Raw genomic sequence first — 22,039 nt, 5'->3', positions numbered from 1 at the left:
ACCGGCTCCCGTTTGGGCCCCACGCCCCAATCCATCCTCGCTTAAATGTCAGACCCTCACTAGATGATGAAGACATGGGAAACGCGGCGGTGGCGAAGGCATATGCGGACATCATTGCTGCCATCGCTGTGCTGAATTCCGTCCTGAACGGGGCTGGCGGGTCCGGTTCTGAAGCGTCATCGGAGGCTGATCTTTTGGGTGGACTGGGCGATAGGTGCCTGGACATCCTCTCCGGCGCGGCGGGAGTGGAGGCGCGGATGGCTGCTCTGAAGGCCCGGGCCGCCGTGGAATATGCGGACACCGTCCAAGCTGTCGCTTCGCCGGGTGCGCCGGTGCAGCTGCAGGAGATGGCGGTGACCGCGGAGGTTGCGTGCGCGCTGACCATCGGTGACCGGGCTGCGGGTGCGTTGCTGAACCAGTCACAAATGCTCATGACTGCATTGCCGCTGACCCTGTCCGCGCTGCAGGCGGGCAATATTTCGTGGCAGCACGCGCGGGCCATGGTGGATGAAGCCGCAACCCTTGACCGGGCCGGTGCCGCGGCCTTGGAAGCCCACTTTCTGGACCCGAATGAGCCGAACGCGGCCGGTGGTTGTCCCGCAGGGGAAATGCCAGCGTCCCGGTTCCGTCACAGGTCCCGTATCTGGCGGGAACGTCACCATACGGAGAGTATTGAGAAGCGGCACGCAAAGGGTGTCCTGGACCGTCGGGTCGAGTACGCCCCTGATCAGGACGGGATGGCCTGGCTCTCGGCCTACCTCCCCGCGGACCAGGCGGCCGGGATCTGGAACCGGACCACCGCGATCGCCCGCGGTCTGCAGGGCCCGGACGAGCCCCTGACCCTCACACAGCTCCGGGCCGACATCTTCGCCGCCGCCCTCCTCGGCAACCGGAACCCGGCAGGACATGCTCCCGGGCAGGTTCCGCCACCGCGGGCTCACGTCCTCGTGACGGTGCCGGTGTTTTCCCTGCTCGGCGCTACCGAGGAACCGGCGATGCTTGACGGCTACGGTCCGATCCCGGCATCGATGGCCAGGGACCTCGTGGCGAACGGGTCCGATTCGTTCTACCGGGTCCTGGTTGACCCGCGGGACGGGGCGCCCCTGGAGATCGGCCGCGCCAACTACCGTCTCACCAAGGCCATGCGGCACTGGCTCCGGCTACGCGACGGCAAGTGCCCCTTCCCTGGATGTTCCAACCATTCACTGGACAACGAAGCAGATCACCTCCTTGCCTGGGCCAAGGGCGGAACTACCGGCGTATCGAATTTGGGTCAACCCTGCCCCAAACATCACCGCTTGAGACACACGAGCGCATGGAAACCCACGCCAGGCACCAAGAACGAACCACCTGGCTGGATATCACCCACTGGCCGGCACTACAAGAGTGAACACCAGGACTGGGAACCACCACCTTGGCCTACGGAACCAAACCCGCAAGCGAGCGGGAACGGGTGCCGGCTCCCAGCGCTGCGTGAAGGTCGCGGCGATCCGGATTTTGTTCACACCGGGCTCTCTCTGGGAGAGGACGGGGTGGAACGGTTCCTCCACTCCACCGCCTGACGGGTGCCCAGGAGCAGCGTGCGACTGCACCCTGCGCAGTGCTTGCCCCAGCCTGCCTCCGGGTTTCCGCCGTCGGTGATCGCAACCCCGGAGCCCGGCAATCCGCTGCGGGCGCCAGAGACACGCGGACGACGGCGGGCCCTCCCGCCGTCGTCCGGGTTGGACATGTCGTTCGGTTGCACATGAAGCGGCGCCTTCCCGACACTGACGCGCGGTGGGACGATTTCAGTATGACTGAGAAAATCGCTGACGGCCCGCAGGATCACGGCCCGCACCAGCACGCCCACGCCGCTCCGACAACGCAACAAATGCGGACCGTAGGTCAACGCCGCCGGGAGTCGGAAGAAAAACTGGAGCAGCACCTCGAGGAAGCCCGCCACAAGGACGATCCGCACCAGGATGCAGTGTCTGAGCCCGAAGAGGCGGGTCCCCTGGACATCGAGGGCGAAGGATCCCCAGAGGAGAAATAATCCGGAGGCACGCTACCTAACGCGCAGGACCACAGTGCCCTGCTTGCGTCCGGTGTCCACGAAGCGGTGGACCTCGACGACGTCGGCGAGCTTGTAAGTCCTGTCGATGGCAGAGGTCGAGTCCGCCCTGAACCTCCTCCTCGACGGCTTCGAGTCGCTGCACGAGTGGGACTGGACGTCCAAGGCCGCGCGGCTCGAGCGGGGATAGTCAGAGGGCGGACGACGGCGGGACCTCCCGCCGTCGTGCGCATGGGTGTGTGGGTATCATCGGAACATCCGTCCCCCCTGAGAGTGGACTTACCCATGCAGCTCGGGGCCTTTTCGATCAGCCTCACCGTCAAAGGACATCGCGGCGTCAGCTGCGTTTTACGAGAAACTGGGCTTCACCAGTTTCGGTGGCGACATCACCCAGAACTGGCTGATCCTCAAGAACGGCGAGACCGTAATTGGCCTCTTCCAGGGGATGTTTGAGCAGAACATGCTGACGTTCAACCCGGGCTGGAGCCAGAACGCTGAAGTGCTGGATTCCTTCACTGATGTGCGCGACCTCCAGCGGGAACTCAAGGCCCAGAGCGCGGAGTTCGTGTCCGAAGCCGTTGAAGCTACAACCGGGCCGGGGAGCTTTATCGTTGTGGACCCGGACGGCAACCCGGTGCTGGTGGAGCAGCACGTCTCAACTGCCAGCGGCCGACTCTCGCACCAGGGTGCCGTTAAGCTAGGGCAGCCGCGACGCCCGCAAAACCGTGGCCTCGCCGGCGCGCTCGGGCTCGAGCGGCACAGGGCTGACCAGCACCGCCGGTCCGCGGTGCAGGACGCCGTCGGAAATTACCCGGCACCGCACGCCGCCGCGCCCGCGCATTGCATTGTGCGCGCCCGGGGCAAGCATCGCATCCATCCAGACGCACGGGTGTGCGGGCCGCCCGGCCGTTAGGCGAACCAGGTCACCCCGGGATTCCAGGGTGAAGTCGTGTCCCAGCAACGGGGCCAGATGGGCCCCTCGGAGCACAACGTTGCGCCGCGTCAGGAGCGGGTCAAACGGCTCCGTTCCCAGCTCTGCGGCGATGGCCTCAAGGGACTCGATGGCAAACAGCGTGACTGCCGCGTCCATGTGTGCGGCCTTGCCGAAGAACCGGTCACCGATGATGCCCTTGCCCGCCACGAGTTCGGCTCGCGCGGCATCCGTGGTGGGGACATCCGCGGCACCCTCGCGGGCCCGGCCGAAGTACGCGTGCGCCGACGAGACCAGCAGATGCAGGACCTCGACGTCATACCGGTAGCTTTCCGTCATGCCACCAAACTACCGCGCCCCGAGGCCAGCTGGTCGGCGCGATGGGGGAACGACCCCAAACGCAAGCGGACGACGGCGGGAGGTTCCGCCGTCGCCCGCTTCCTTGCCTGATCCGAAAATGGAGGTGCGCTGAAGGCGGCTGGCGCGTAGGGATGTGCCCGTCACTGTGTGGCGGTTGGTCGGCGCTATCGATATGGGTGGGTGTCAGGCTGCGGGGTCAAGGTGACGGTGTAGCCGAGGGCTTCGAGTTGGCGGACGTGATTGCGTTTGCTGGTGTCCGGGTTCGTGCGGCGGCTGAAGTGATCGACACCGAGGTCATGGAACCGTGCATCCGGGTCCTTCAGGAGGTGCCAACTGATGACCAGGATGGAACGGCCGATGGCGACGATGGCGCGTTTCTTGCCCCGCCGCCTAGCCAGCCTCCGGTGGCGTTCGCCGAGGAAGGTATCCGTTCTGCCGGCACCGACGGCGGCCTCGCCCAGGATCCGGGCGAGATAGCGGTTGCCGTGCCCGGTCGACCCGCTGCCCTTGGTCTTCCCGGCAGAGGAGTTGATGCCCGGGGAGAACTTCGCCCAGGAACACAGGTGTCCCGCGGTCGGGAACCGGGACATGTCGACCCCGATTTCGGCCAGAATGATCGCGGCGGCAACGGGGCCGATGCCCGGGATCTCATCCAGACGCTCCGCCGCTACCGCGAAAGGGGCAAGCTGCGCCTCGATCTGTTCATCGACCGCGGCGATATCAGCATCAATGCCGTCGATCCTGGACAGCATCCGGGCCAGCAGGAAGGCGTGGTGGTCATCGAAGAGGCCAGTGAACGCCTCCTCGAGTTCGCTGATCTTCCTGCGCATGCTTGCCCGTGCCAGCTGCGCGAGGACCTTCGGGTTCCGTTCGCCGTCTATGAGCGCTGCCATCATCTCCCGGCCGGAAACCCCGAAAATGTCCGAGGCCACGACAGAGAGCTTGATGCACGCGTACTCAAGAAGCTTCTCGACCCGGTTCTTCTCCGCCGTGCGGGTCCCGACCAGATCGATCCGGTACCGGGTCAGGTCCCGCAGCCGGCGGATCGGGGCAGGCGGGACGAAACTGGGACGGAGCATCTGCCGCTCGGCGACTTTGCATAGCCAGACCGAGTCGAGCACGTCAGTTTTCGGACGTCCCGGCAAATGCCTGACGTCGCGCGCGTTGACCAGCCATGGCTCGAGCCCATGCGCCTCCAGGAGATAGAACACCGGCTTCCAATAATCGGAGGTTGCCTCCATCACCACCCGCTCGACCCGGAGCTCCACCAGATGGTTGGCCAGCTCCGCCACCGACCGGCTCATCGTCGAATGCGTGGACACCTCCTGCAACCGCTTCTTCGAGTTCCCCTCCGCGGGGAAGGCACGGCGTTGACAGGCGGCCACGGCACCATTTTCAGCCCGGAACGGGCGTCCCGCAGGGGACACAAAGGCTAGAAGGCTAAGTCGGCGAACCCGTGATGTTTGGGTCGTGTTTTTGGTGGCTGGGTCAGGTTCGGTCTCATGCGGTCAGTCCCGTGATGTGGGTGAGGTTGCCGATCGTTGTTTGGTAGGAGCGCGTGGCGGCCCGCAGCCTCGTTGGTACCGGGGTTTCCAGGTCGGCCAGGCCGGTGGGGAGCCGCCGGTCGTGAACGGCGCTGATGAACATTGCGGTGGAAAGGCCGGTGTCGGTGACCCGGTAGCGATGGGAGTGTGTGTTGCGTTCGATGAGTCCGTGGTGGCGAGGCCGGCGCAGGTCATAGGTCATCTGCCCGACTGTAACGGTGCCGGGGTCGGTTCCACGTAGCTGTGCGGTGAGTGCGCGCAGGTCCCGGTTGACGAACCCGTCCGAGGCTCTCTGCGGATCCCGGAATTAGAGTCCCTGCCACGCCGGTTTACGGCCAAACGTGTCTGTGTAGTACTCGCGGTGCGCCAGCCGGGAGGCCGCTGCTTCGTCCACTAGGACGGAGACGTGCGGGTGCAACTGGAGCGCGGAGGCCGGGCAATTAGCGGCAACTGGACCCTCCACCGCAGCGGCGATGGCTTCTGCTTTGGCCTCACCCATGGCGAGCAGCAGCAGGTGCCGTGCCTCCCGGATGGTGCCCAGGCCCTGGGTCAGGACGTGGTTTGGAACATCGTCCGAGCTGTCAAAGAAGCGGGCGTTGTCTTCGCGGGTCTGCCGGGTGAGGGTCTTGATCCGGGTGCGGGAACCGAGCGATGACATAGGCTCATTGAAACCTACGTGTCCGTCGGTTCCGATACCAAGGAGCTGAACGTCCACCCCACCAGCTGAAGTGATCCGAGCCTCGTACTGGGCAGCTTCTGCCTCCAGGTCCTCAGCCATGCCGTTGAGCCCGTGCACGCTGCCGGCGCGGAAGTCGACGCTGTCGGTGAATTCGTCCCGAATGACCGAGTGGTAGGACTGCGGGTGCGCGGTGGGCAGGCCCACATATTCGTCCAGGAGATATGCCTGCGCCTGAGCAAAGCTCAGGCCGCGGCTCCGGTGCCGCTCGGTGAGCTCCCGGTAGGTTCCAAGCGGGGTGGAGCCGGTGGCCAGCCCAAGAACGGACGGGCCACGCCGAACCAGCTGTTCGATAACGTCGGCAGCCGTGCGGGCTACGTCGGCAGGGGTGGGAAGGATGATGATTTCCATACGGTGTGGGTGCCTTTCGGTTGCCGTCGCTCCTGTTAAGGGCGGGCGAATGAAGTCCAAAGTTGCGGCCCTCTGTCATACGCCGGGGACGTAACCTGCGTCGGTGCTTATGCAGCTATGCGACGTCCAGCTCACTGCCGATGAGAGCCGTGATCGCTTCAACGGCGGCGGGATCGTCGGAAGCTACCGTAATGGTGTCACCGTGGGTTGCTCCCAGCATCATGATCATGAGGGAGGAGTCGGCGTCGGTGGGCGGTTTGCCGGGGAGTGTAAGGGTGATTTCCTCGTCGTAGGCTGCGGCTGCTTGCGCCATCTGTGCGGCAGGACGGGCGTGAAGGCCGACGGACGACCCGACGGTTACAGTCTTGCTGGTCATTGTTGCTCTTTCATTTCGGCGTAGAGGCGTGTTGTGTGAAGGGCGAGGTATGAAATTTCGTCGTCGCTGATGACCCGGTTAATTGCTTTGCCGATCAGCTCGGCTATGTCCAGGGCGGCCTCGGCGGCCTCCGGATAGGCCTGACGTACGGCTGTGAGCACGTCCAGGCGGGAGGTGTTGAGTTGTTTGCCGCTGGCGGCCCGGGCGAATACATAGCGCAGGTGTGTCACGAAACGCGCCGCGCTGCTTGCGTTCTCATCGATCGGTGTGCCCCAGCGTTCGGCCAGCCGGAGAAAGACCCGGCTGATGGTTTCGGTCATGGCGACGGTTTTGGAGAAGTCTCCTTTGGTCCACTGCTGGTTGACGAAGTGCAGTGCGAACGCGACCCATTCATCTTCCTGCAGCTGGACCTTTAGGCGTTCGTTCACCAGGGTCACAACGTGGCAGCCTAACGCTGCTTCTGCCGGGTAGAGCTGGGCTACCTCCCACCGGAGTGGGAAGTCGATGTGGGTGCCTTCTTGAGCCCGGCGTACTGCGAACGTGAGGTGGTCAAGGACGGGGATCATGAGCGATTGTCGCGGTTCCAGGCCAAGAGTTGCATGTCCCAGTTCGGTGATGGTTTGGGCCAGTGTGATCTGGTCAGCGGGTGCGTCGCTGAGCAAGCCTGCCAGCTGAGGGGCCCGGTAGGGCCCCTCAGCGACGAAACGTTGATCGGCCAGGGAAGTATCGACGGTCTCGCCGGGGCGACGCTGAAAACCGATGCCTTTGCCCAGCAGCACCACCTCGGTGGCGTCCGTTTCGATCGCGAGTACGACGTTGTTGTTGTAGACGCGCTTGATGCTGGCCTGCGTCGATGCCGTCACGTCGCTGGCCATTGGTCCTGGACACGGTGGCCCGGTCTGTGGCAGTGAGTTTCCTCGAAGTCCCCGCAGCGTGTCGTTACTTCCATGGTTGGCTCCCTTATTTCCGCCGGACCGTGATCACGGACGCACCGTTGGCCTGGAACTCCGGTGAGCTCATAGAGAATTTGGTGCCGTTGGTCAGCAGGACGGGGGTCACCATGGAGGGCACCTTTGTCCTGAGGTCGTCGAGGTCGCAGCTGATGATGAGGTCACCGCGGAAGACCATGTCCCCGGCCTGCCGGTGACCGGTGAATCCCTCGCCTTTGAGGGTGACGGTGTCGATTCCGATGTGGACCAGGATCTCCGCTCCTTCGTGGGTACGGACGGCGAACGCGTGCAGTGTCTTGGCCACCAGGACCAGTTCGCCGTCCGCGGGGCTACGGAAGGATCCGTCGGTCGGCTCGATGGCGAATCCGTCGCCGACAGAGCGCTTTGCGAAGACGGGGTCCGGGACCTCGTCGAGGGAGACGATTCGCCCTGAGACGGGGCTGTAGATGGACTCGCTCTTTTTCTTGAATGGGTTCAGCATGGCGTGCTCCTTCAGTCGTCGAGGCCGAGACTCTCATTGATTGCGTTTTTGTACAAGATGGCTTTGCCGCCGAAGACCGCCTGCACGCCGCCCCGGACTTCAAACACGTCCGCAGCTCCAAGCTTTCGCAGCGCGGGCTTATCAACCTGGGCGGGGTCCTTCACAGATACGCGGAGGCGTGTTATGCATGCGTCTACCTCTTCAAGGTTGGCGGCACCGCCGAGGGCTGCCAAGACCTTGGCGGCTTCTGCATTGATTGTGCTTTCGCCACGGCGGCCGACCGTTGCCGGCACGAGGGCAGGCTCTTCCTGGCCCTGGGCTTCCGGTTCTGCATCACTGGAGATGGTGTCCTCCAGGTGCCCGGGGGTGCCAATCTTGAACCGCTTGATCGCGAATCGGAAGGAGAAATAGTACAGGGCGAACCAGACCGCGCCGATGGGCAGCACGAGCAGCCAGTTGGTCCGGTCGTTGCCTTGAAATATACCGAAGAGCGTGAAGTCGATCGCGCCGCCGGAGAAGGTGTTGCCGAGGCGGATGTTCAGGATATCGGCGAGGAAGAAGGAGACACCGTCGAGGAAGGCGTGGAACACGTACAGCAGCGGCGCGACGAACAGGAACATGAACTCGATGGGCTCGGTAATGCCGGTGATGAAGGAGGTGAGCGCAACAGAGAGGAATAGGCCGGTGTACTTGGCGCGTCGGCCCTTGGGGACGCAGTGCCACATTGCCAGGCACGCGGCCGGGAGGCCGAACATCATCGTGGCGAAGCGGCCGGCGAAGTAACGGGTGCCTTCGGTGAACATTCCAACGTGGTTAGGATCAGCCAGCTGTGCGAAGAAGATCTTCTGGGCGCCCGACACGGACACTCCATTAACCAGCTCGGTTCCGCCCAATGGGGTGAACCAGAACAAGGGGTAGATCATGTGGTGAAGGCCTACCGCGCCGCTGAGGCGCATAAAGAAGCCGTAGAAGAACGTCCCTACTGGGCCAAGGCCAGCCACCCAGGTGCCGGCTGAAACCATTCCCTGCTGGATGGGCGGCCAGGCGAGGAAGAAAAAGATACCTACGAAGATGGCGGCGAAGGCTGTCACGATCGGCACAAAGCGGGACCCGCCGAAGAATCCAAGGAAGGCCGGCAATTCGATGTTGCGGTAACGGTTGTGCAAGAAAACGGCGACGGCGCCAATGACCAATGCGCCGACTACGCCGGTGTCTACAGGTTCGGCCCCTGGCCTGAAGATGTCCAGCATCGCTTTGATGGTGGCGGTCATGACCAGATAGCCCACGACGCCGGCCAACGCAGCGGTGCCCTTATCGCGCTTCGCCAGTCCGATGCAGAGACCAATCGACAGCAACAGGGCAAGGTTAGTAAAGACCGTCGCCCCCGCGGCGGACATGACTCCGAATATGCCCTGCAGAGTCGGGTTGTTCAACGCCGGGAAGGCCTGGACCGTGTTGGGATTGGACAACGCGCCGCCGATGCCGAGCAGGAGCCCGGCGGCCGGAAGGATAGCGATCGGCAACATGAATGCCTTGCCGACCTTTTGAAGTTGCTTGAACATGGTGACTACTTTCATTTCCGGCGCGACGACGACGTCGCGCATGAAGGGAAGGGGGTGAGGTTTAGGCGAAGGCCTTGACGAAGTCCGCAGTGATTTCCAGGGGCCTGGTAATCGCACCGCCGACCACCACGCAGAAGGCGCCAAGGTCAAGCATCTGGCGGGCTTGCTGCGGGGTACGGATTCGGCCCTCAGCGATGACAGGCACCGCGGTTCCAACTACCAGCTGTTCGACCAGTCCAAAATTTGGGGCTGGTGCCCCTTGGGACTGCGGCGTATAGCCGCTGAGCGTAGTCCCGACAAAGTCGACGCCGGCTTCTGCCGCTGCCAGACCTTCATCGAGCGTGGCGATGTCTGCCATGAGGGCCAGGCCCGGGTGTTCAGTCCGGATCTGCGCGATAAACCCGGCGGGGCTGAGCCTATCAACACGTTCACGGTGAGTGCAGTCCAAAGCCACGATGTCTGCACCCGCGGCCACGAGAGCTTCCACCTCGGCCATGGTTGCAGTGATGTAGGGCTCGTACGGCGGGTATTGCTTCTTGATGAGCCCGATCACAGGGAGCCCGACAGATGCCTTGACTTCGCGGACGTCACGCGCAGAGTTGCAGCGGATCCCAACCGCCCCTCCCTGCTCGGCAGCTGCCGCCAGGAGCGGCATGACTCCGCCTTCGGCAATGAACAATGGCTCGCCCGGCAATGCCTGGCAGGACACAACAAGACCGCCGCGCAGGCCGTCTACAAGAAAAGGGATTGTCATCGGAACTCCTCGGACGCTGAAAGACGTAGTTGTCCATGCACAAGACCGCACATGAACTTCCGTCTCAGGTTTTGCCGAAAGTTACAATCCCGATGACTTACGCGAAAGACCGCGTTGGTAAAACATACACCCGCTTACCCGGTTTCGTCACCCCTTCGCGTGGGATTCCTCATTAACGGTGGTGCGCCACGAGGCGCTTGTATTTCGAATGGAGGTGGAAGGCCTTCGTCGGCTGGTAGTCGTAGTTGCTGGCTGAAGCTGACGGCAGCCTGATCGACGGATTGGTGGTGAAGGTGGGAGCAGCCGTGACAAAGTCGGGACGGTTCAGGATTCCTTGATGGGCCGGGTCCGGTGGGCGAGACGAGAAGGTATACGCGAGGAACCGGTGTCGTTACGCCTCTTGAAATGTAGGCCTGCTCAAACCAAGGAAATGCGTTCCGCTCCATTAACTCCGAGCGAGTTGGCGGATAGATGCGATGCCTGTCGAAGGGCGCATCCGGGGCAGCGCCGTCGTAGTAGTCCGAGGCTGGGAAAGCCGGCCACATGGCGAAGGGCGGCAGTGTGTCAGGTAGCGGAGTTGTTGTAATCGTTGGAGGTTCACCGGTGAATACCAGTGAGGACATGTGGGCGCGAATCGATGGTGCCCAGATGAAAGTACAGCGGATGCAGACGAAACTACATCGGTGGGCCAGAGGCGATTCTGGCCTGAGGTTTGATGACCTGTTCAACCTGGTGCACGACCCTGATTTCTTGCGTGTGGCGTGGCAACGCGGTGCGGGCAACAAAGGCGCGCACACTCCCGGAATCGATGAAGTCACGAAAGCGACAATTCAGTTCTGGGTAGGAATGGATGAATTCCTTGGCGGTATCCGGTTGTTGGTGAAGTACGGGGAGTTTCGGCCGGGCCGCATCAGCCTCGGAAGTCTCGTTCTTTTTCGTAGCGGTCTCCGTGTTTTTTACGGCACCCAGTGGCGCCGTCATATCGGCTCCTTCCCGCCAGACTCACAGCCTGGCGTGTCGGGCCGGATGCACCGCTATTTCCACAGTCCCCGTACTAGCGTTCGGGTGATCGTCTTCGATGAGATCGGGCGCTGGCCGCGTGTCGGGGCGAGGGTAACCGGGCATCCTGTCCGGATCGGAAGGGACGCGTCGCTTACCCGGCTGTACCGGAGCTCCGTGGACTCTGGTGGGAGTCGGCGGAATTACCCGCCTGGGGACGCGCGCCGCGCGATGTGGATGCCGCTGGCCGTTGCCGAGAATTCGAGTTCAATCAGACTGGTAATGATGAGATCGGCACATAGATCCACCGCGGGGTGTGTGCCCGCCACCGCCAGGGTCGTGCAGCCGGCATTATGCGCGGAGCGCAGGCCAGCCGATGCGTCTTCAACGACGAGGCAGCGGCCGGGCTCGAAGCCCAACCGTCGGGCGCCGAGCGCGAAGGGTTCGGGGTCCGGTTTGCCGCGTTTGACATCGTCGGCGGTGACTACCACGCGGGGCGGCACCAGCCCGGAAGCAGTGATTCGTACCGCGGCCAGGGCCCGCGTACACGAGGTAACAATCGCTTTGCGATATTCCCCGATCGCCGAGAGCGCTTCGGCGGCCCCCGGAAGGACAGTGATACCGCCGACCTCGGTGATTTCAAGTCGTTGAATGCGCTCAAAGGCTGCGTCGAACTCTTCGGGCGGGACCAGAGAAGCCACAATATCCCGTGCTGGCTGGCCGTGGGCGCCGTCGAGGAAGGATGGGTCGAGTCCATATGCGGAACACCACGCGAGCCAGGACCGAAGCACCGCGGGGGTCGAATCAATGAGGGTGCCATCCATATCGAACAAGACAGCGTCAAACGTCTGTCCGATTACGGGCCGCAAAGGCCGGCTCACCTCAGCGGCCTTGGCTTCGGAGACAAGGATGGTGCGGTCATTCAAGGGGGTCATGGATGCGGTGTCTTTCATTCTCGGCACTCGGACATAGATTTTAGGGTTGTCGCCTGTGGATTCGCCCATCCGAAGACAAATGTAGCCCTTATGTGGCTTGTATCTCTAAAGTACCCTCTGGGGACGTGGCATCGTCCTCGTTTACTGGGCGAAGGGATCGCCCTAGCCAAGAAAGCCGGCGTATACAAAGGCAGGGGCAAAGCGCTGAAAGCCCGGCAGGCGGCCGACCTGGTGCGACGTGCCGTTGCCGGCGAGGCGAAAGCCGCACTCGCCCGGGAATTCGGGGTCAGCCGCCAAACCGTCTACCAATACCTTCAACCAGGCCCCCAGTTGCAACGCAGTCGAATCGTGCATGCGTGTACTGAGCAAATGGACGCATTGTGCAGACAAGTACGGAAAACCCACCGCTCAGCAGTCACATGCACCACCCCGGAAAATCAACTCACCCGTGCAAAAGACTTTTGAAAATGACACCCGCCCTCTAAAAGCAAACTTGGCGGTTCACGACACCTTCAGGAGGACCGGGCCTTAATGGGGGTCGCCGTAGTACTCGCCGAAAATTGGGCGGATATGGCTGACCACGGCGTTCCGTCGCGTCAGGTGCTCGGCTGGAGCGTGGCGAAGTCGGCGTGGGCCTGGACAACAGCTTCGGGGTAGGCCTGACGTTTCTCGTGCTCGGTGAGCGCCCCTGGATGCTAGCCAGGCTGGGGTTGCGGCCTTTGCGTTTGCCGGTGGGAATGATCAAGTCGAGGCGGATGTCGCAGAGGGACTCGCCTTTTTCACATCCTTGACACACCTCACATCTCCCGCATTGCAGACCTAAATGTAAAGAAGTGCCCGCATGAAGATTTATCTTTAAAAGGTCTCGACTAAATGAATTTTGAGGCGTAGCTTTGGCTCTGGAACGAGCTTCCGTGACCGACATCACATCAGGAGGGCTCGGGTAGGGCCGGGCTGGCCTTGTAGCCAGCGGTCCTTCGCACTCTAAATTATTGGGCAGACCGAAAGTAGAACAGCATGATTCTTAAGGAAATTTCGTTCGAACGGTTCGTTTTCACTTGCACTGGTTGTGACCACGCTTGGGTGGCCGACTATGACGTTCAGCATGTTGAGGACAGTCACGGGCACGCACGGGACTATTTCTATCGAGGCGGACTGCACTGCTCTGATCCCACTGGTCTCGGCGAAACGACGTGTCCGCACTGCGGCCGGACCTCCGTCATTGCCGACCACAGCGCCGGCCAGACCAGTACCGCTGCTCGGGCCACAGCGTCGCAGCTTTCAGGCTCGATGTAGGCCCTCGCTCAGCGTTGATCCACCGAACCGCTGCCGGTCCTGCTTGATTTTGGGGCTGGTGGCGGTTTCTGGTTTTGGGCATCACAGGATCCCGGGCCTCTCTGCCGGTGGTGTTACACCGCGCGCTCAACAACCTTCGAAACGTGATTGACGCGGCTGGAGGAACGACGCCCGATCTGGCTTCCGTGCGCGTCTATATCAGCACCGAGGGTGCTTGGGCGGAACTTACGCCGTCTATGGTGAGTTCTTTGCAGCGACTTTCCCCGCGGACCACGATTCCGGCCGAATTGGGTATGGGTGTCAAAGTCGAAATCGACGGATCGCAATCAGCGTGATGTAACCCTCCGCGGGAAGGAAATTCGTGGATAATACGACGAGGGACGTCGAAGATTGCCCTGCTTTGAGGACATCAACCGGCGAAGGGATGGATCCAGGTGAGCATGGCACGCCGGGACGGCAGCGCTCATCGAACCGCTCTCCGTTGGCCTCTGGGCCTGCGAACGCGCCCAGATCAAGCCCGGCAGCCGGGTCCTGATCGCCGGCGCCCGCCCCATCGGCATCAATCGCCGCCCAGGCAGCCCGCGCCTTCGGCGCCAGCGAAATCTACATCACGGACATCGCCGAAGGCCGGCTGGCGTTCGCCCTCGAACACGGCGCCACGCATGCCCTGAACGCCAGGTCGGACAGTAGCGAAGGGCTCGACGTCGATGCGTTCATCGACGCTTCCGGCGCCCCGCAGGCCGTCCGCTCAGGGACCAAAGCCGTCGGGCCCGCAGGCAGGGTCATCCTCGTGGGACTCGGGGCCGACGACGTCGAACTCCCCGTCTCCTACCTCCAGAACCGCGAGATCTCGCTCTCCGGCGTCTTCCGCTACACCAACACCTGCCCGCTGGCGATCCAGCTCAAAGCCGTGGTCTAACCGGGCCGGTGACCATGACCACCGTCATCGGCGAGTCGCTCGAGGACACCATCAGCGACCCCCGCAGGCCGGGCGAAGTCCAGGCGCACGCGGGAGGCAGTCCCCTCAACCTGGCTGTGGGCGTGGCGCGGCTGGTCTGGCGACCAACCTTGTACCGCACTAAGCCGATGATCCACATGGGCACATGATCGAGGGGCATCTGAAGGCTAATGGCGTCACAGTGGTCCGGGACGGCAGTTCGCCTACGTCAACGGCGATCGCCACGCTGGGTCCCGACGACGGCGCCACCTACGCGTTCGACATCAGCTGGGACATCAACGGGACGTCGCTTGCGGCTTTGGCAGCGGTCGAAAGTTCCACCCACGTCCATACAGGATCGATCGCGGCCGTGCTGGGGCCGGGTGACCAAGCCACGCATGGACTGCTGAGGGCCGCCCGTGAGGGGGTGACGATCTCTTTCGACCCCAATTGTCGGCCGGCGATAGGCCCCGATGTGGCCACGGCCCGCACAAAAGGCGGAACGCTTCGTGGCCGCCAGCCACATCGTCGAAGCCAGCGATGAAGACCTCGTGTGGCTCCATCCGCACCGGCACCCGAGGAGAGCCTGGCAGCCTGGCTGGAACTCGGACCGGCGTTCGTAGCCCTGACGCGCGGCGCCCCAGGCCCGGTCATTCTGGCCCGCCAGGGTCGCATGGCGATGGCTCCCGAACCCGTTACCGTGGCAGACTCCGTGGGCGCCGGCGACTCCTTCATGGCGAAAGCGCACGACGGCGGGAGGTCCCGCCGTCGTGCGTCTGCTCGACTATGGTGCGTCCAGTCGGTTAGGGCCCCAGGTGTACGTTCGCGCCGGGCTCACAGCGTTGGAGCAAGGACGAATCTCCGCTCAGAGGGTCCGCAGCGACGGTCGGTGTTGTATACATAGAGTATGCGATGACTCTTTCCACGTAGAGTGGAATGATGACCATCCCAGCGGAAATCGACACACCGGAGATCATCATCGACCGGGACGTGCTCCAGCGAAATATCGACCGCATGGCAACTGCCGTCCGGGCCAAGGGCCTGCACCTTCGGCCGCATGTCAAGACGCACAAAGTGCCCGAAATCGCTGAAATGCAGCTGGCAGCCGGAGCCGTCGGGCTGACCGTGGCCACCCTGGGAGAGGCCGAAGTCTTTGCAGAGCACGGGGCCAAAGATATCTTCATCGCGTATCCGCTCTGGGTCGGTCCCCGGCAGGCTGACCGGCTCCGGAAACTTGCAGTAAAAGCCAGGATCGCAGTTGGACTGGACTCACGGGAAGCAGCCGAAACCATGGCCGCGTCACTGGGCCGTGCCGTCGGCCAGGTTGAAGTGGTGCTGGAGATCGACTGCGGCCATCACCGCAGCGGGATAGCGCCTGACGCCGTCGTCGGCGTCGCCCAGGCCGCATCCCGGGGTGGGCTGCGCGTCACGGGGATTTTCACGTTTCCAGGGCACAGCTATGCTCCGGGCATGCCGTTGAAGGCTATGGACGAGGAACGGCTGGCCCTCGGCGAAGCCGCAGGCCTGCTCAACGCGGCAGGTTTCCACGTCGCCCACCGCAGCGGCGGATCCACCCCCACCGCAGCCCTCACCGCTGGCGACTCCGGAGCCACGGAAGTCCGGCCCGGCGTATACGTTTTCGGAGACGCCCAACAACTGGAACTGGAACGCTGTGCGGCCGAAGACATCGCACTGACCATCGCGGCAACAATCGTCAGCCGTCATGAAGGCACCGACCTCATGCCGCGGAGGGTCATCCTGGACTCCGGCAGCAAGATCCTCGGCGGGGACCGGCCCGGCTGGACCACCGGATTCGGGCGGCTCCTGGACCATCCGGACGCCCGGATCACCGCACTGTCAGAACACCACGCCACCGTTGTGTGGCCGGAAGAGACAACGCTGCCGGCTCTCGGAGACCGGCTGCGTGTGGTCCCCAATCACGTCTGCATCGCCATGAACCTCGTCGACGACGTCACCGTGGTCAGCGGCGGCAAAATCGTGGACCGCTGGCACGTGGCCGCACGCGGACGAAACAAATAGTCCCCAAAAAGCGGCTACGACGCCGGGAAGTCCCGGCGTCGTAGCCGCTCGGCTAGGGCCATGCAAGTGTCAGGCCGGCGAAGCTTAGAGGCCGAGCTCTGCCTTGAGTGCTGCGACGTGGCCCTGCGCCTGGATCTGGTACTGGGTGAGCATGACCTTGCCTTCGGCGTCAAGCACCACGGTGGAACGGACCAGGCCGTCAACCACTTCGCCGTTCACGAGCTTCTCACCCCAGGCGCCGTAGGCCAGCGCCACGGCGTGGTCCTGGTCGGAGAGCAGCGGGAACGTCAGGGCGAAGTCTCCGGTGAAGGCCGCCAGCTTCTCAGGCGCGTCCGGGGAGATGCCCAGGACCTCGTAGCCAGAGGACTGCAGGCTGGCGAGGTTGTCGCGGAAGTCGCAGGCCTCGGTGGTACAGCCGGGGGTGGCGGCTGCCGGGTAGAAGTACACAACGACGTTGCGTCCGCGGTAATCGGAGAGGGAGACCTTATGGCCGTCTGCGTTGAGCAGTGCGAAATCGGGGGCCTGTGTTCCGGGGAGGAGTTTCTGGGTCATGTGAGGATCCTTGACTGGGGGGTGTGGGGCAACCGCCGTGGCCGGCGATCAATCTATGACTGCAACGGACTAGCTAGATGCAGTATTCCGCGGGTCCGCGGACAGTGCTGCCCGGTCCGGGCACAAACTGGTAGCCGCCCCCGCGCACCGTGGCGATGGCGTGGCGGGCGGAGCCCAGCTTGCGCCGGACGCGGCCAACGTACACGTCAATGGAGCGGAATGCGGCGCCGGGGCAGTCCAGCGACTCGAGAATGCGTTGCAGTTCTTCACGTTTAATAGGACGCGACTGGTTCTCCACGAGGTACCGCAGGAGGCTGAATTCCATGAAGGTCAGGCTGACCGGGACACCGTCCAGGAGGACGGTATCCGCAGCCAGATCGACAGCCACGACGCTGCGCCTTCCGGCCAGGGAGACAGGCAGGGAGACCGGTGGGGCGACGGCGGCGGTACCGTTTCCGGCGTCGGACGCCGTTCCCGAAACGCCAGCGCCGTCGAAAACGGCTGAACCGTCGGCAGCGTCCGAACCTTCGACGTCGGGCGTTCCGGTTCCGGCCGCGGTCCACAGGTGGATTCCGGCTTCCGGAGCGAGCTGCCGGGCACGAGCCAGGACCGCCTGGGCAGCCTGGGCCCAGACCGCCGGGTCGATCTCCTGGCCTTCACACGGCTGGAGCCACACCGCCAGGCCGCGCGGCTGAAGCCCCGGCTGAGGGCCGCGCGGCTGAAGCCCCGGCTGAGGGCCGGGACGAGCTCCCGGGCTGAAGCCGACGCGGGCGCCGGCGCGAGGCCGCGGGTAGGGGGCGTGGACGTTTACGGCCATCGCGCTGCGCCTCAGACGCCGCCGCGGCGGATCAGCTTGCCGCTGGGCGTGCGGCCGTCGATCTCGCTGCCGCGAAGGAACGTTTTGCGGACGACGCCGGAGAGCGCCTTGCCGTCGTAGGGCGTGATGGGGTTCTTGTGCTTGAGCTTGGTGACGTCGACGACGAAAGCGTCATCCGGCGCGAAGATGGAGAAGTCCGCGTCGTAACCGAGGGCAAGCTGGCCCTTGTTGTGCAGGCGGGCCAGTGCGGCCGGCTTCTCAGCCATCCAGGACACCACCTGTTCCAGGGTGATGCCGCGGTGCCGGGCCTCGGTCCAGATCAGGGACAGCCCCAGCTGCAGCGATGAGACGCCGCCCCAGGCCACGGCGAAGTCGCCGTTTTCGAGGTCTTTCAGGTCCAGGGTGGAGGGGGAGTGGTCCGAGACGATGCAGTCGATGGTGCCCTCCTGCAGGCCCTTCCAGAGCAGCTCGCGGTTGGAGGCCTCACGGATCGGCGGGCAGCACTTGTAGGCGGTGGCGCCGTCGGGGATTTCCTCGGCCATCAGGGTCAGGTAGTGCGGGCATGTCTCCACGGTGAGGTGAACGCCGTCGCGCTTTGCACTGGCGATCATGGGCAGCGCGTCGGAGGACGAGAGGTGCAGGATGTGGGCGCGGGCGCCGGTCCAGCGGGCGCGCTCGATGACCTCGGCGATGGCCTTGTTCTCGGCACCGCGCGGGCGGGAGGCCAGGAACGTTTCGTAGTGGTCACCGCCCGGGTGCGGGGCGCGGTCGATCGCGTGGGAGTCCTCGGCGTGGACGATCATCAGGGAGTCGAAGGACTTGAGCTCGGCCATGTCCTCCTCCATCTCGTCTGCTTCGAGGTGCGGGAATTCGTCCACGCCGGAGTGCAGCAGGAAGCACTTGAAGCCGAAGACGCCCTCGTCATGGAGGCCGCGGAGGTCCTTCTTGTTGCCCGGTACGGCACCGCCCCAGAAGCCGACGTCCACAAACGCCTGGTCCTCGGCCACTTCGCGCTTGAGCTTGAGGTTCTCCACGGTGGTGGTGGGCGGGATGGAGTTCAGCGGCATGTCGATGATGGTGGTGACACCGCCGGCGGCGGCTGCGCGGGTGGCGGAGGCGAAGCCCTCCCACTCGGTGCGGCCGGGCTCGTTGACGTGGACATGGGTGTCCACGAGGCCGGGGATCAGGGTTTCGTCGTCGGCCAGGTCAATGACCTGCGCGCCGGTGAGGCCGTTGCCGAACGGTTCGATGGCGACGATCACGCCGTCGCGGATGCCCACTTCACGGGCGGTGATGCCCGCGGTGGTGAGGATGCGCTGGCCACGGATGACCAGGTCAAACGCGCCGGCCGCCAGGGTGGTTTCTTCAGACATGGACGTTCTCCTTGGTGTCGGTACGCGCTGCACTTGCAGGCAGGTGCATGCCGATGTGCTTACCTAATTCTTCAAGCAGCGGGCCTGCTTCGGCCATACATTTCTCTACATTGTTTTCAAAATCGGTCAGGGCGTGAACTGCCCTGAACCCGGCTTCCGTGAGCTGTTCCTGGCTCAGCGTACTGCGGCCGCAGACGGCAATCACGGGAATTCCGGCGCGCGCGGCGGCGCGGGCCACGCCCATGGGGGTCTTGCCGAGCAGGCTCTGCTCGTCCAGGCTGCCTTCGCCGGTGATCACCAGGTCCGCGCCGGCCAGCCGCTGCTCCAGTTCAGTGAATTCGAGTACGACGTCGATGCCCGGCCTGCGTGCCGCGGCCAGCGCCGCGATGGCAATGTAGCCGACGCCGCCGGCTGCACCTGCGCCGGGTGCGACGGCGGCATGCTCGGCGCGGACGCCGATCTCGCCGGCAAGGACCGAGACAAAGTTCGTCAGCGCCGCGTCCAGCGCGACGACGTCACTCGGCGTCGCGCCCTTCTGCGGTGCGAAGATCGAGGCGGCGCCGCTGGGCCCCAGAAGGGGATTGTCGACGTCGGATGCCAGGGTGAAGCGGGAATCCTCCAGCCGGACGTCCAGGCCGGAGAAATCGATCCGGTCCAGGCGGGCCAGGGCGGCCCCGCCGCCGGGGAGCTCGTTGCCCTCGGCGTCCAGGAGCACTGCCCCGAGGCCCTGCAGAACTCCGGCGCCGCCGTCGGTGTTGGCGCTGCCGCCCACACCCAGGATGAACTTGCGGCAGCCCAGGTCCAGGGCGGCCCGGATCAGTTCGCCGGTGCCCAGGCTCGTGGCGGTGGTGGCCGTTCCGGAGTCAGGGCTGCCGCCTGCGATGACGGAGGGCAGCAGCGCGAGCCCGGAAGCTGCGGCCATTTCGATCACGGCCTCCCGGCCGCGGACCGCGAAGTCGGCCCGAACCGGCTGGCCGGTGGGGCCGGTGACGGTGGCGCTCCGGCGGGTGAAGCCGGAGCCGACGGCGGCGTCGAGGGTGCCCTCGCCGCCGTCGGCCACCGGAATGAGTGTGGTCTCGAGGTCCGCCACAACTGACTGCAGTCCCGCGCTCAGGCGGCTGGCGACGTCGGGGGCGGACAGCGAGCCCTTGAACTTGTCCGGGGCGATGACCACACGCATTCCGGTACCTCCTATCGGTTTCTGACTAGTCCAGCAGGGCGATGATCGCGGTGGGGGCGTCCTCGCCGCGGGCGGCCAACTCCTCGAACTCGTTCACGGCGTTGATCTCAACGCCCATGGAGATGTTGGTGATCTTTTCCAGGATCACTTCAACCACCACGGGAACCTTGAACTCGTTCATCAGGGCCTTGGCCTTGTCGAACGCGGCCGGCAGGTCCGCCGGGTTTTCCACGCGGATGGCCTTGCAGCCCAGGCCTTCGGCCACCTTGATGTGGTCCACGCCGTACCCGTTTGTTTCCGGTGAGTTGATGTTCTCGAACGCCAGGGACACGTTCTGTTCCATCTCGAAGCCGCGCTGCGACTGGCGGATCAGGCCCAGGTACGAGTTGTTCACCACCACGTGGATGTACGGCAGGTTGAACTGCGCGCCCACGGCCAGCTCTTCGATCATGAACTGGAAGTCGTAGTCACCGGACAGGGCAACAACGGTCTCGTCCGGCTTGCCGCGGACTACGCCGAGGGCGGCCGGGGCGGTCCAGCCCAGGGGGCCTGCCTGGCCGGCGTTGATCCACTTGCGCGGGCCGAAGACGTGCAGCATCTGTGCGCCGGCGATCTGCGAGAGGCCGATGGTGGAAACGTAGGTGGTGTCCTTGCCGAACGCCTTGTTCATCTCCTCGTACACGCGCTGCGGCTTGATCGGCACGTTCTCGAAGTGCGTCTTGCGCTGCAGGGAACCCTTGCGTGCGGTGCACTCGGCAACCCAGCCGGAGTAGTCCGGCAGGGACTTCGCTGCCTGGCGCTCGCGTGCCAGCTCAATCAGCCCGTCCAGCGCCGCACCGGCGTCGGACGCGATGCCCAGGTCCGGCGAGAACACACGGCCGATCTGGGTGGGCTCGATGTCGATGTGCACGAACTTGCGGCCGGCCGTGTAGGTGTCCAGGCCGCCGGTGTGGCGGTTGGCCCAGCGATTGCCGATGCCTATCACGAAGTCGGAGGCCAGCATGGTCTCGTTGCCGTAGCGGTGGCTGGTCTGCAGGCCCACCATGCCGGCCATCAGGACGTGGTCGTCCGGGATGGTGCCCCAGCCCATCAGGGTGGGGATGACCGGAACATTCAGCAGTTCGGCCAGTTCCACCAGCTGCGTGGAGGCGCCGGCGTTGATGATGCCGCCACCGGCCACGATCAGCGGGCGCTCGGCTGCGGTCAGCATGTCCAGGGCCTTCTCCAGCTGCTTGCGGGAGGCCGTGGGCTTCTGGACCACGATGGGCTCGTAGGCGTCGATGTCGAATTCGATCTCGGCCATCTGCACGTCGAACGGCAGGTCCAGCAGAACCGGGCCCGGACGGCCGGAGCGCATCAGCTGGAAGGCCTTCTGGAAGGCGCCCGGAACCTGGCCCGGCTCCATGATGGTCATGGACAACTTGGTGACCGGGGCGGCGATGGTCTGGATGTCCACGGCCTGGAAGTCTTCCTTGTGCAGCTTGGCCACGGGGGCCTGGCCGGTGATGCAGAGCATGGGGATGGAATCCGCCCAGGCCGCGTACAGGCCGGTGATCATGTCCGTGCCGGCAGGGCCCGAGGTGCCGATACAGATGCCGATGTTGCCGTCCTGGGCCCGGGAGTACCCGTCGGCCATGTGGCTGGCGCCCTCAACGTGGCGGGCCAGCGTGTGGCGGACACCGCCGTTCTTCCGCATGGCGGAGTAGAACGGGTTGATTGCCGCGCCTGGCAGGCCGAAGGCCTCGATGGCGCCTTCCTTTACCAGGATCGCGACGGCAGCGTCGACAGTGCGCATCTTCGTCATTGTGTACTCCT

At 64.3% G+C, this 22,039-nt stretch carries 24 protein-coding genes and 1 pseudogene; 9 read left to right on the top strand and 16 right to left on the bottom strand.

The genetic code is table 11. From position 1 onward, the window contains the following. Positions 1-74 precede the first annotated feature (74 nt). The 3 genes and pseudogenes from ACQCSV_RS17885 to ACQCSV_RS17875 all read left to right on the top strand — a co-directional run. Positions 75-1,562 carry a DUF222 domain-containing protein gene (locus ACQCSV_RS17885; RefSeq protein ID WP_354154463.1) on the top strand — a complete coding sequence of 496 codons (1,488 nt, stop codon included), beginning with the start codon at positions 75-77 and terminating at the stop codon, positions 1,560-1,562. 230 nt (positions 1,563-1,792) lie between these two features. Continuing rightward, a complete protein-coding gene (locus ACQCSV_RS17880) occupies positions 1,793-2,032 on the top strand; it encodes a hypothetical protein (RefSeq protein ID WP_354222550.1) in 240 nt (79 codons plus the stop codon). Between the two features lie 346 nt (positions 2,033-2,378). Continuing rightward, positions 2,379-2,627 (top strand): annotated as a pseudogene (locus ACQCSV_RS17875) (VOC family protein); the annotation flags it as partial. A gap of 120 nt (positions 2,628-2,747) precedes the next feature. Here the strand turns inward: ACQCSV_RS17875 and ACQCSV_RS17870 are convergent. From ACQCSV_RS17870 to ACQCSV_RS17820, 11 genes are all read right to left on the bottom strand, one after another. Further along, positions 2,748-3,320 carry an MOSC domain-containing protein gene (locus ACQCSV_RS17870; protein ID WP_354154465.1) on the bottom strand — a complete coding sequence of 191 codons (573 nt, stop codon included), beginning with the start codon at positions 3,318-3,320 and terminating at the stop codon, positions 2,748-2,750. Positions 3,321-3,505: 185 nt separating this feature from the next. After that, complete coding sequence (locus ACQCSV_RS17865; protein ID WP_354222548.1) at positions 3,506-4,726, bottom strand: IS110 family transposase; 1,221 nt, start codon at positions 4,724-4,726, stop codon at positions 3,506-3,508. A gap of 115 nt (positions 4,727-4,841) precedes the next feature. Beyond that, complete coding sequence (locus ACQCSV_RS17860) at positions 4,842-5,087, bottom strand: hypothetical protein (RefSeq protein WP_354154467.1); 246 nt, start codon at positions 5,085-5,087, stop codon at positions 4,842-4,844. A 105-nt stretch (positions 5,088-5,192) separates the two neighbouring features. Beyond that, positions 5,193-5,972 carry a glucosamine-6-phosphate deaminase gene (nagB, locus tag ACQCSV_RS17855; protein ID WP_354222546.1) on the bottom strand — a complete coding sequence of 260 codons (780 nt, stop codon included), beginning with the start codon at positions 5,970-5,972 and terminating at the stop codon, positions 5,193-5,195. Positions 5,973-6,087: 115 nt separating this feature from the next. Beyond that, positions 6,088-6,348 carry an HPr family phosphocarrier protein gene (locus tag ACQCSV_RS17850; RefSeq protein ID WP_354154469.1) on the bottom strand — a complete coding sequence of 87 codons (261 nt, stop codon included), beginning with the start codon at positions 6,346-6,348 and terminating at the stop codon, positions 6,088-6,090. Next, positions 6,345-7,223 (bottom strand): PRD domain-containing protein, encoded by an 879-nt coding sequence (locus tag ACQCSV_RS17845; RefSeq protein ID WP_426938898.1) that lies wholly within the window; start codon positions 7,221-7,223, stop codon positions 6,345-6,347. Before ACQCSV_RS17845 ends, ACQCSV_RS17850 begins: the two co-directional genes overlap by 4 nt. 85 nt (positions 7,224-7,308) lie before the next feature. After that, the gene (locus ACQCSV_RS17840; protein ID WP_354154471.1) at positions 7,309-7,779 is read right to left on the bottom strand and encodes a PTS glucose transporter subunit IIA; all 471 of its coding nucleotides are present in this window, start codon (positions 7,777-7,779) and stop codon (positions 7,309-7,311) included. Between the two features lie 11 nt (positions 7,780-7,790). Further along, on the bottom strand, positions 7,791-9,341 hold the full coding sequence (locus ACQCSV_RS17835; protein ID WP_354154472.1) for a PTS transporter subunit EIIC: 1,551 nt from the start codon (positions 9,339-9,341) through the stop codon (positions 7,791-7,793). A 61-nt stretch (positions 9,342-9,402) separates the two neighbouring features. Continuing rightward, the gene (locus ACQCSV_RS17830) at positions 9,403-10,095 is read right to left on the bottom strand and encodes an N-acetylmannosamine-6-phosphate 2-epimerase (protein WP_354222544.1); all 693 of its coding nucleotides are present in this window, start codon (positions 10,093-10,095) and stop codon (positions 9,403-9,405) included. Between the two features lie 675 nt (positions 10,096-10,770). Then, on the bottom strand, positions 10,771-11,076 hold the full coding sequence (locus tag ACQCSV_RS17825) for a hypothetical protein (RefSeq protein ID WP_354154475.1): 306 nt from the start codon (positions 11,074-11,076) through the stop codon (positions 10,771-10,773). Between the two features lie 221 nt (positions 11,077-11,297). Beyond that, positions 11,298-12,029: an HAD-IA family hydrolase gene (locus tag ACQCSV_RS17820; protein ID WP_354154476.1), complete on the bottom strand. Its 732-nt coding sequence runs from the start codon at positions 12,027-12,029 to the stop codon at positions 11,298-11,300. Between the two features lie 90 nt (positions 12,030-12,119). On the opposite strand from ACQCSV_RS17820, the gene ACQCSV_RS17815 reads away from it, so the two are divergent. From ACQCSV_RS17815 to ACQCSV_RS17790, 6 genes are all read left to right on the top strand, one after another. Then, positions 12,120-12,494, top strand: a complete 375-nt coding sequence (locus ACQCSV_RS17815; protein ID WP_426938897.1) for a helix-turn-helix domain-containing protein — start codon at positions 12,120-12,122, stop codon at positions 12,492-12,494. Positions 12,495-13,941: 1,447 nt separating this feature from the next. Then, complete coding sequence (locus tag ACQCSV_RS17810; RefSeq protein ID WP_354154613.1) at positions 13,942-14,244, top strand: zinc-binding dehydrogenase; 303 nt, start codon at positions 13,942-13,944, stop codon at positions 14,242-14,244. Between the two features lie 8 nt (positions 14,245-14,252). Next, on the top strand, positions 14,253-14,432 hold the full coding sequence (locus tag ACQCSV_RS17805; protein WP_426938896.1) for a hypothetical protein: 180 nt from the start codon (positions 14,253-14,255) through the stop codon (positions 14,430-14,432). Further along, positions 14,429-14,806, top strand: a complete 378-nt coding sequence (locus tag ACQCSV_RS17800) for a hypothetical protein (RefSeq protein WP_354154478.1) — start codon at positions 14,429-14,431, stop codon at positions 14,804-14,806. The genes ACQCSV_RS17805 and ACQCSV_RS17800 overlap by 4 nt, the downstream gene beginning before the upstream one ends. A gap of 9 nt (positions 14,807-14,815) precedes the next feature. After that, a complete protein-coding gene (locus ACQCSV_RS17795; protein ID WP_354154479.1) occupies positions 14,816-15,166 on the top strand; it encodes a PfkB family carbohydrate kinase in 351 nt (116 codons plus the stop codon). Positions 15,167-15,198: 32 nt separating this feature from the next. Beyond that, the gene (locus ACQCSV_RS17790; RefSeq protein WP_354154480.1) at positions 15,199-16,302 is read left to right on the top strand and encodes a D-TA family PLP-dependent enzyme; all 1,104 of its coding nucleotides are present in this window, start codon (positions 15,199-15,201) and stop codon (positions 16,300-16,302) included. An 84-nt stretch (positions 16,303-16,386) separates the two neighbouring features. Here ACQCSV_RS17790 and bcp read toward each other — a convergent pair whose 3' ends face one another. The 5 genes from bcp to gcl form a co-directional block, all read right to left on the bottom strand. Continuing rightward, a complete protein-coding gene (gene bcp, locus ACQCSV_RS17785) occupies positions 16,387-16,854 on the bottom strand; it encodes a thioredoxin-dependent thiol peroxidase (RefSeq protein ID WP_354154481.1) in 468 nt (155 codons plus the stop codon). Between the two features lie 73 nt (positions 16,855-16,927). Beyond that, a complete protein-coding gene (locus tag ACQCSV_RS17780) occupies positions 16,928-17,671 on the bottom strand; it encodes a winged helix-turn-helix domain-containing protein (protein ID WP_354222542.1) in 744 nt (247 codons plus the stop codon). Positions 17,672-17,682: 11 nt separating this feature from the next. After that, positions 17,683-19,044 (bottom strand): allantoinase AllB, encoded by a 1,362-nt coding sequence (gene allB / locus ACQCSV_RS17775; protein ID WP_354154483.1) that lies wholly within the window; start codon positions 19,042-19,044, stop codon positions 17,683-17,685. Next, positions 19,037-20,224 (bottom strand): glycerate kinase, encoded by a 1,188-nt coding sequence (locus ACQCSV_RS17770; protein WP_354154484.1) that lies wholly within the window; start codon positions 20,222-20,224, stop codon positions 19,037-19,039. The genes allB and ACQCSV_RS17770 overlap by 8 nt, the downstream gene beginning before the upstream one ends. Before the next feature lie 25 nt (positions 20,225-20,249). After that, positions 20,250-22,028, bottom strand: coding sequence for a glyoxylate carboligase (gene gcl / locus ACQCSV_RS17765; protein ID WP_354154485.1), 1,779 nt, complete (start codon positions 22,026-22,028; stop codon positions 20,250-20,252). Positions 22,029-22,039 lie beyond the last annotated feature (11 nt).

Source organism: Pseudarthrobacter sp. S3 (genome assembly GCF_050156905.1).
Lineage (GTDB): Bacteria > Actinomycetota > Actinomycetes > Actinomycetales > Micrococcaceae > Arthrobacter.
This window is presented reverse-complemented; position numbering and strand designations above follow the sequence as displayed.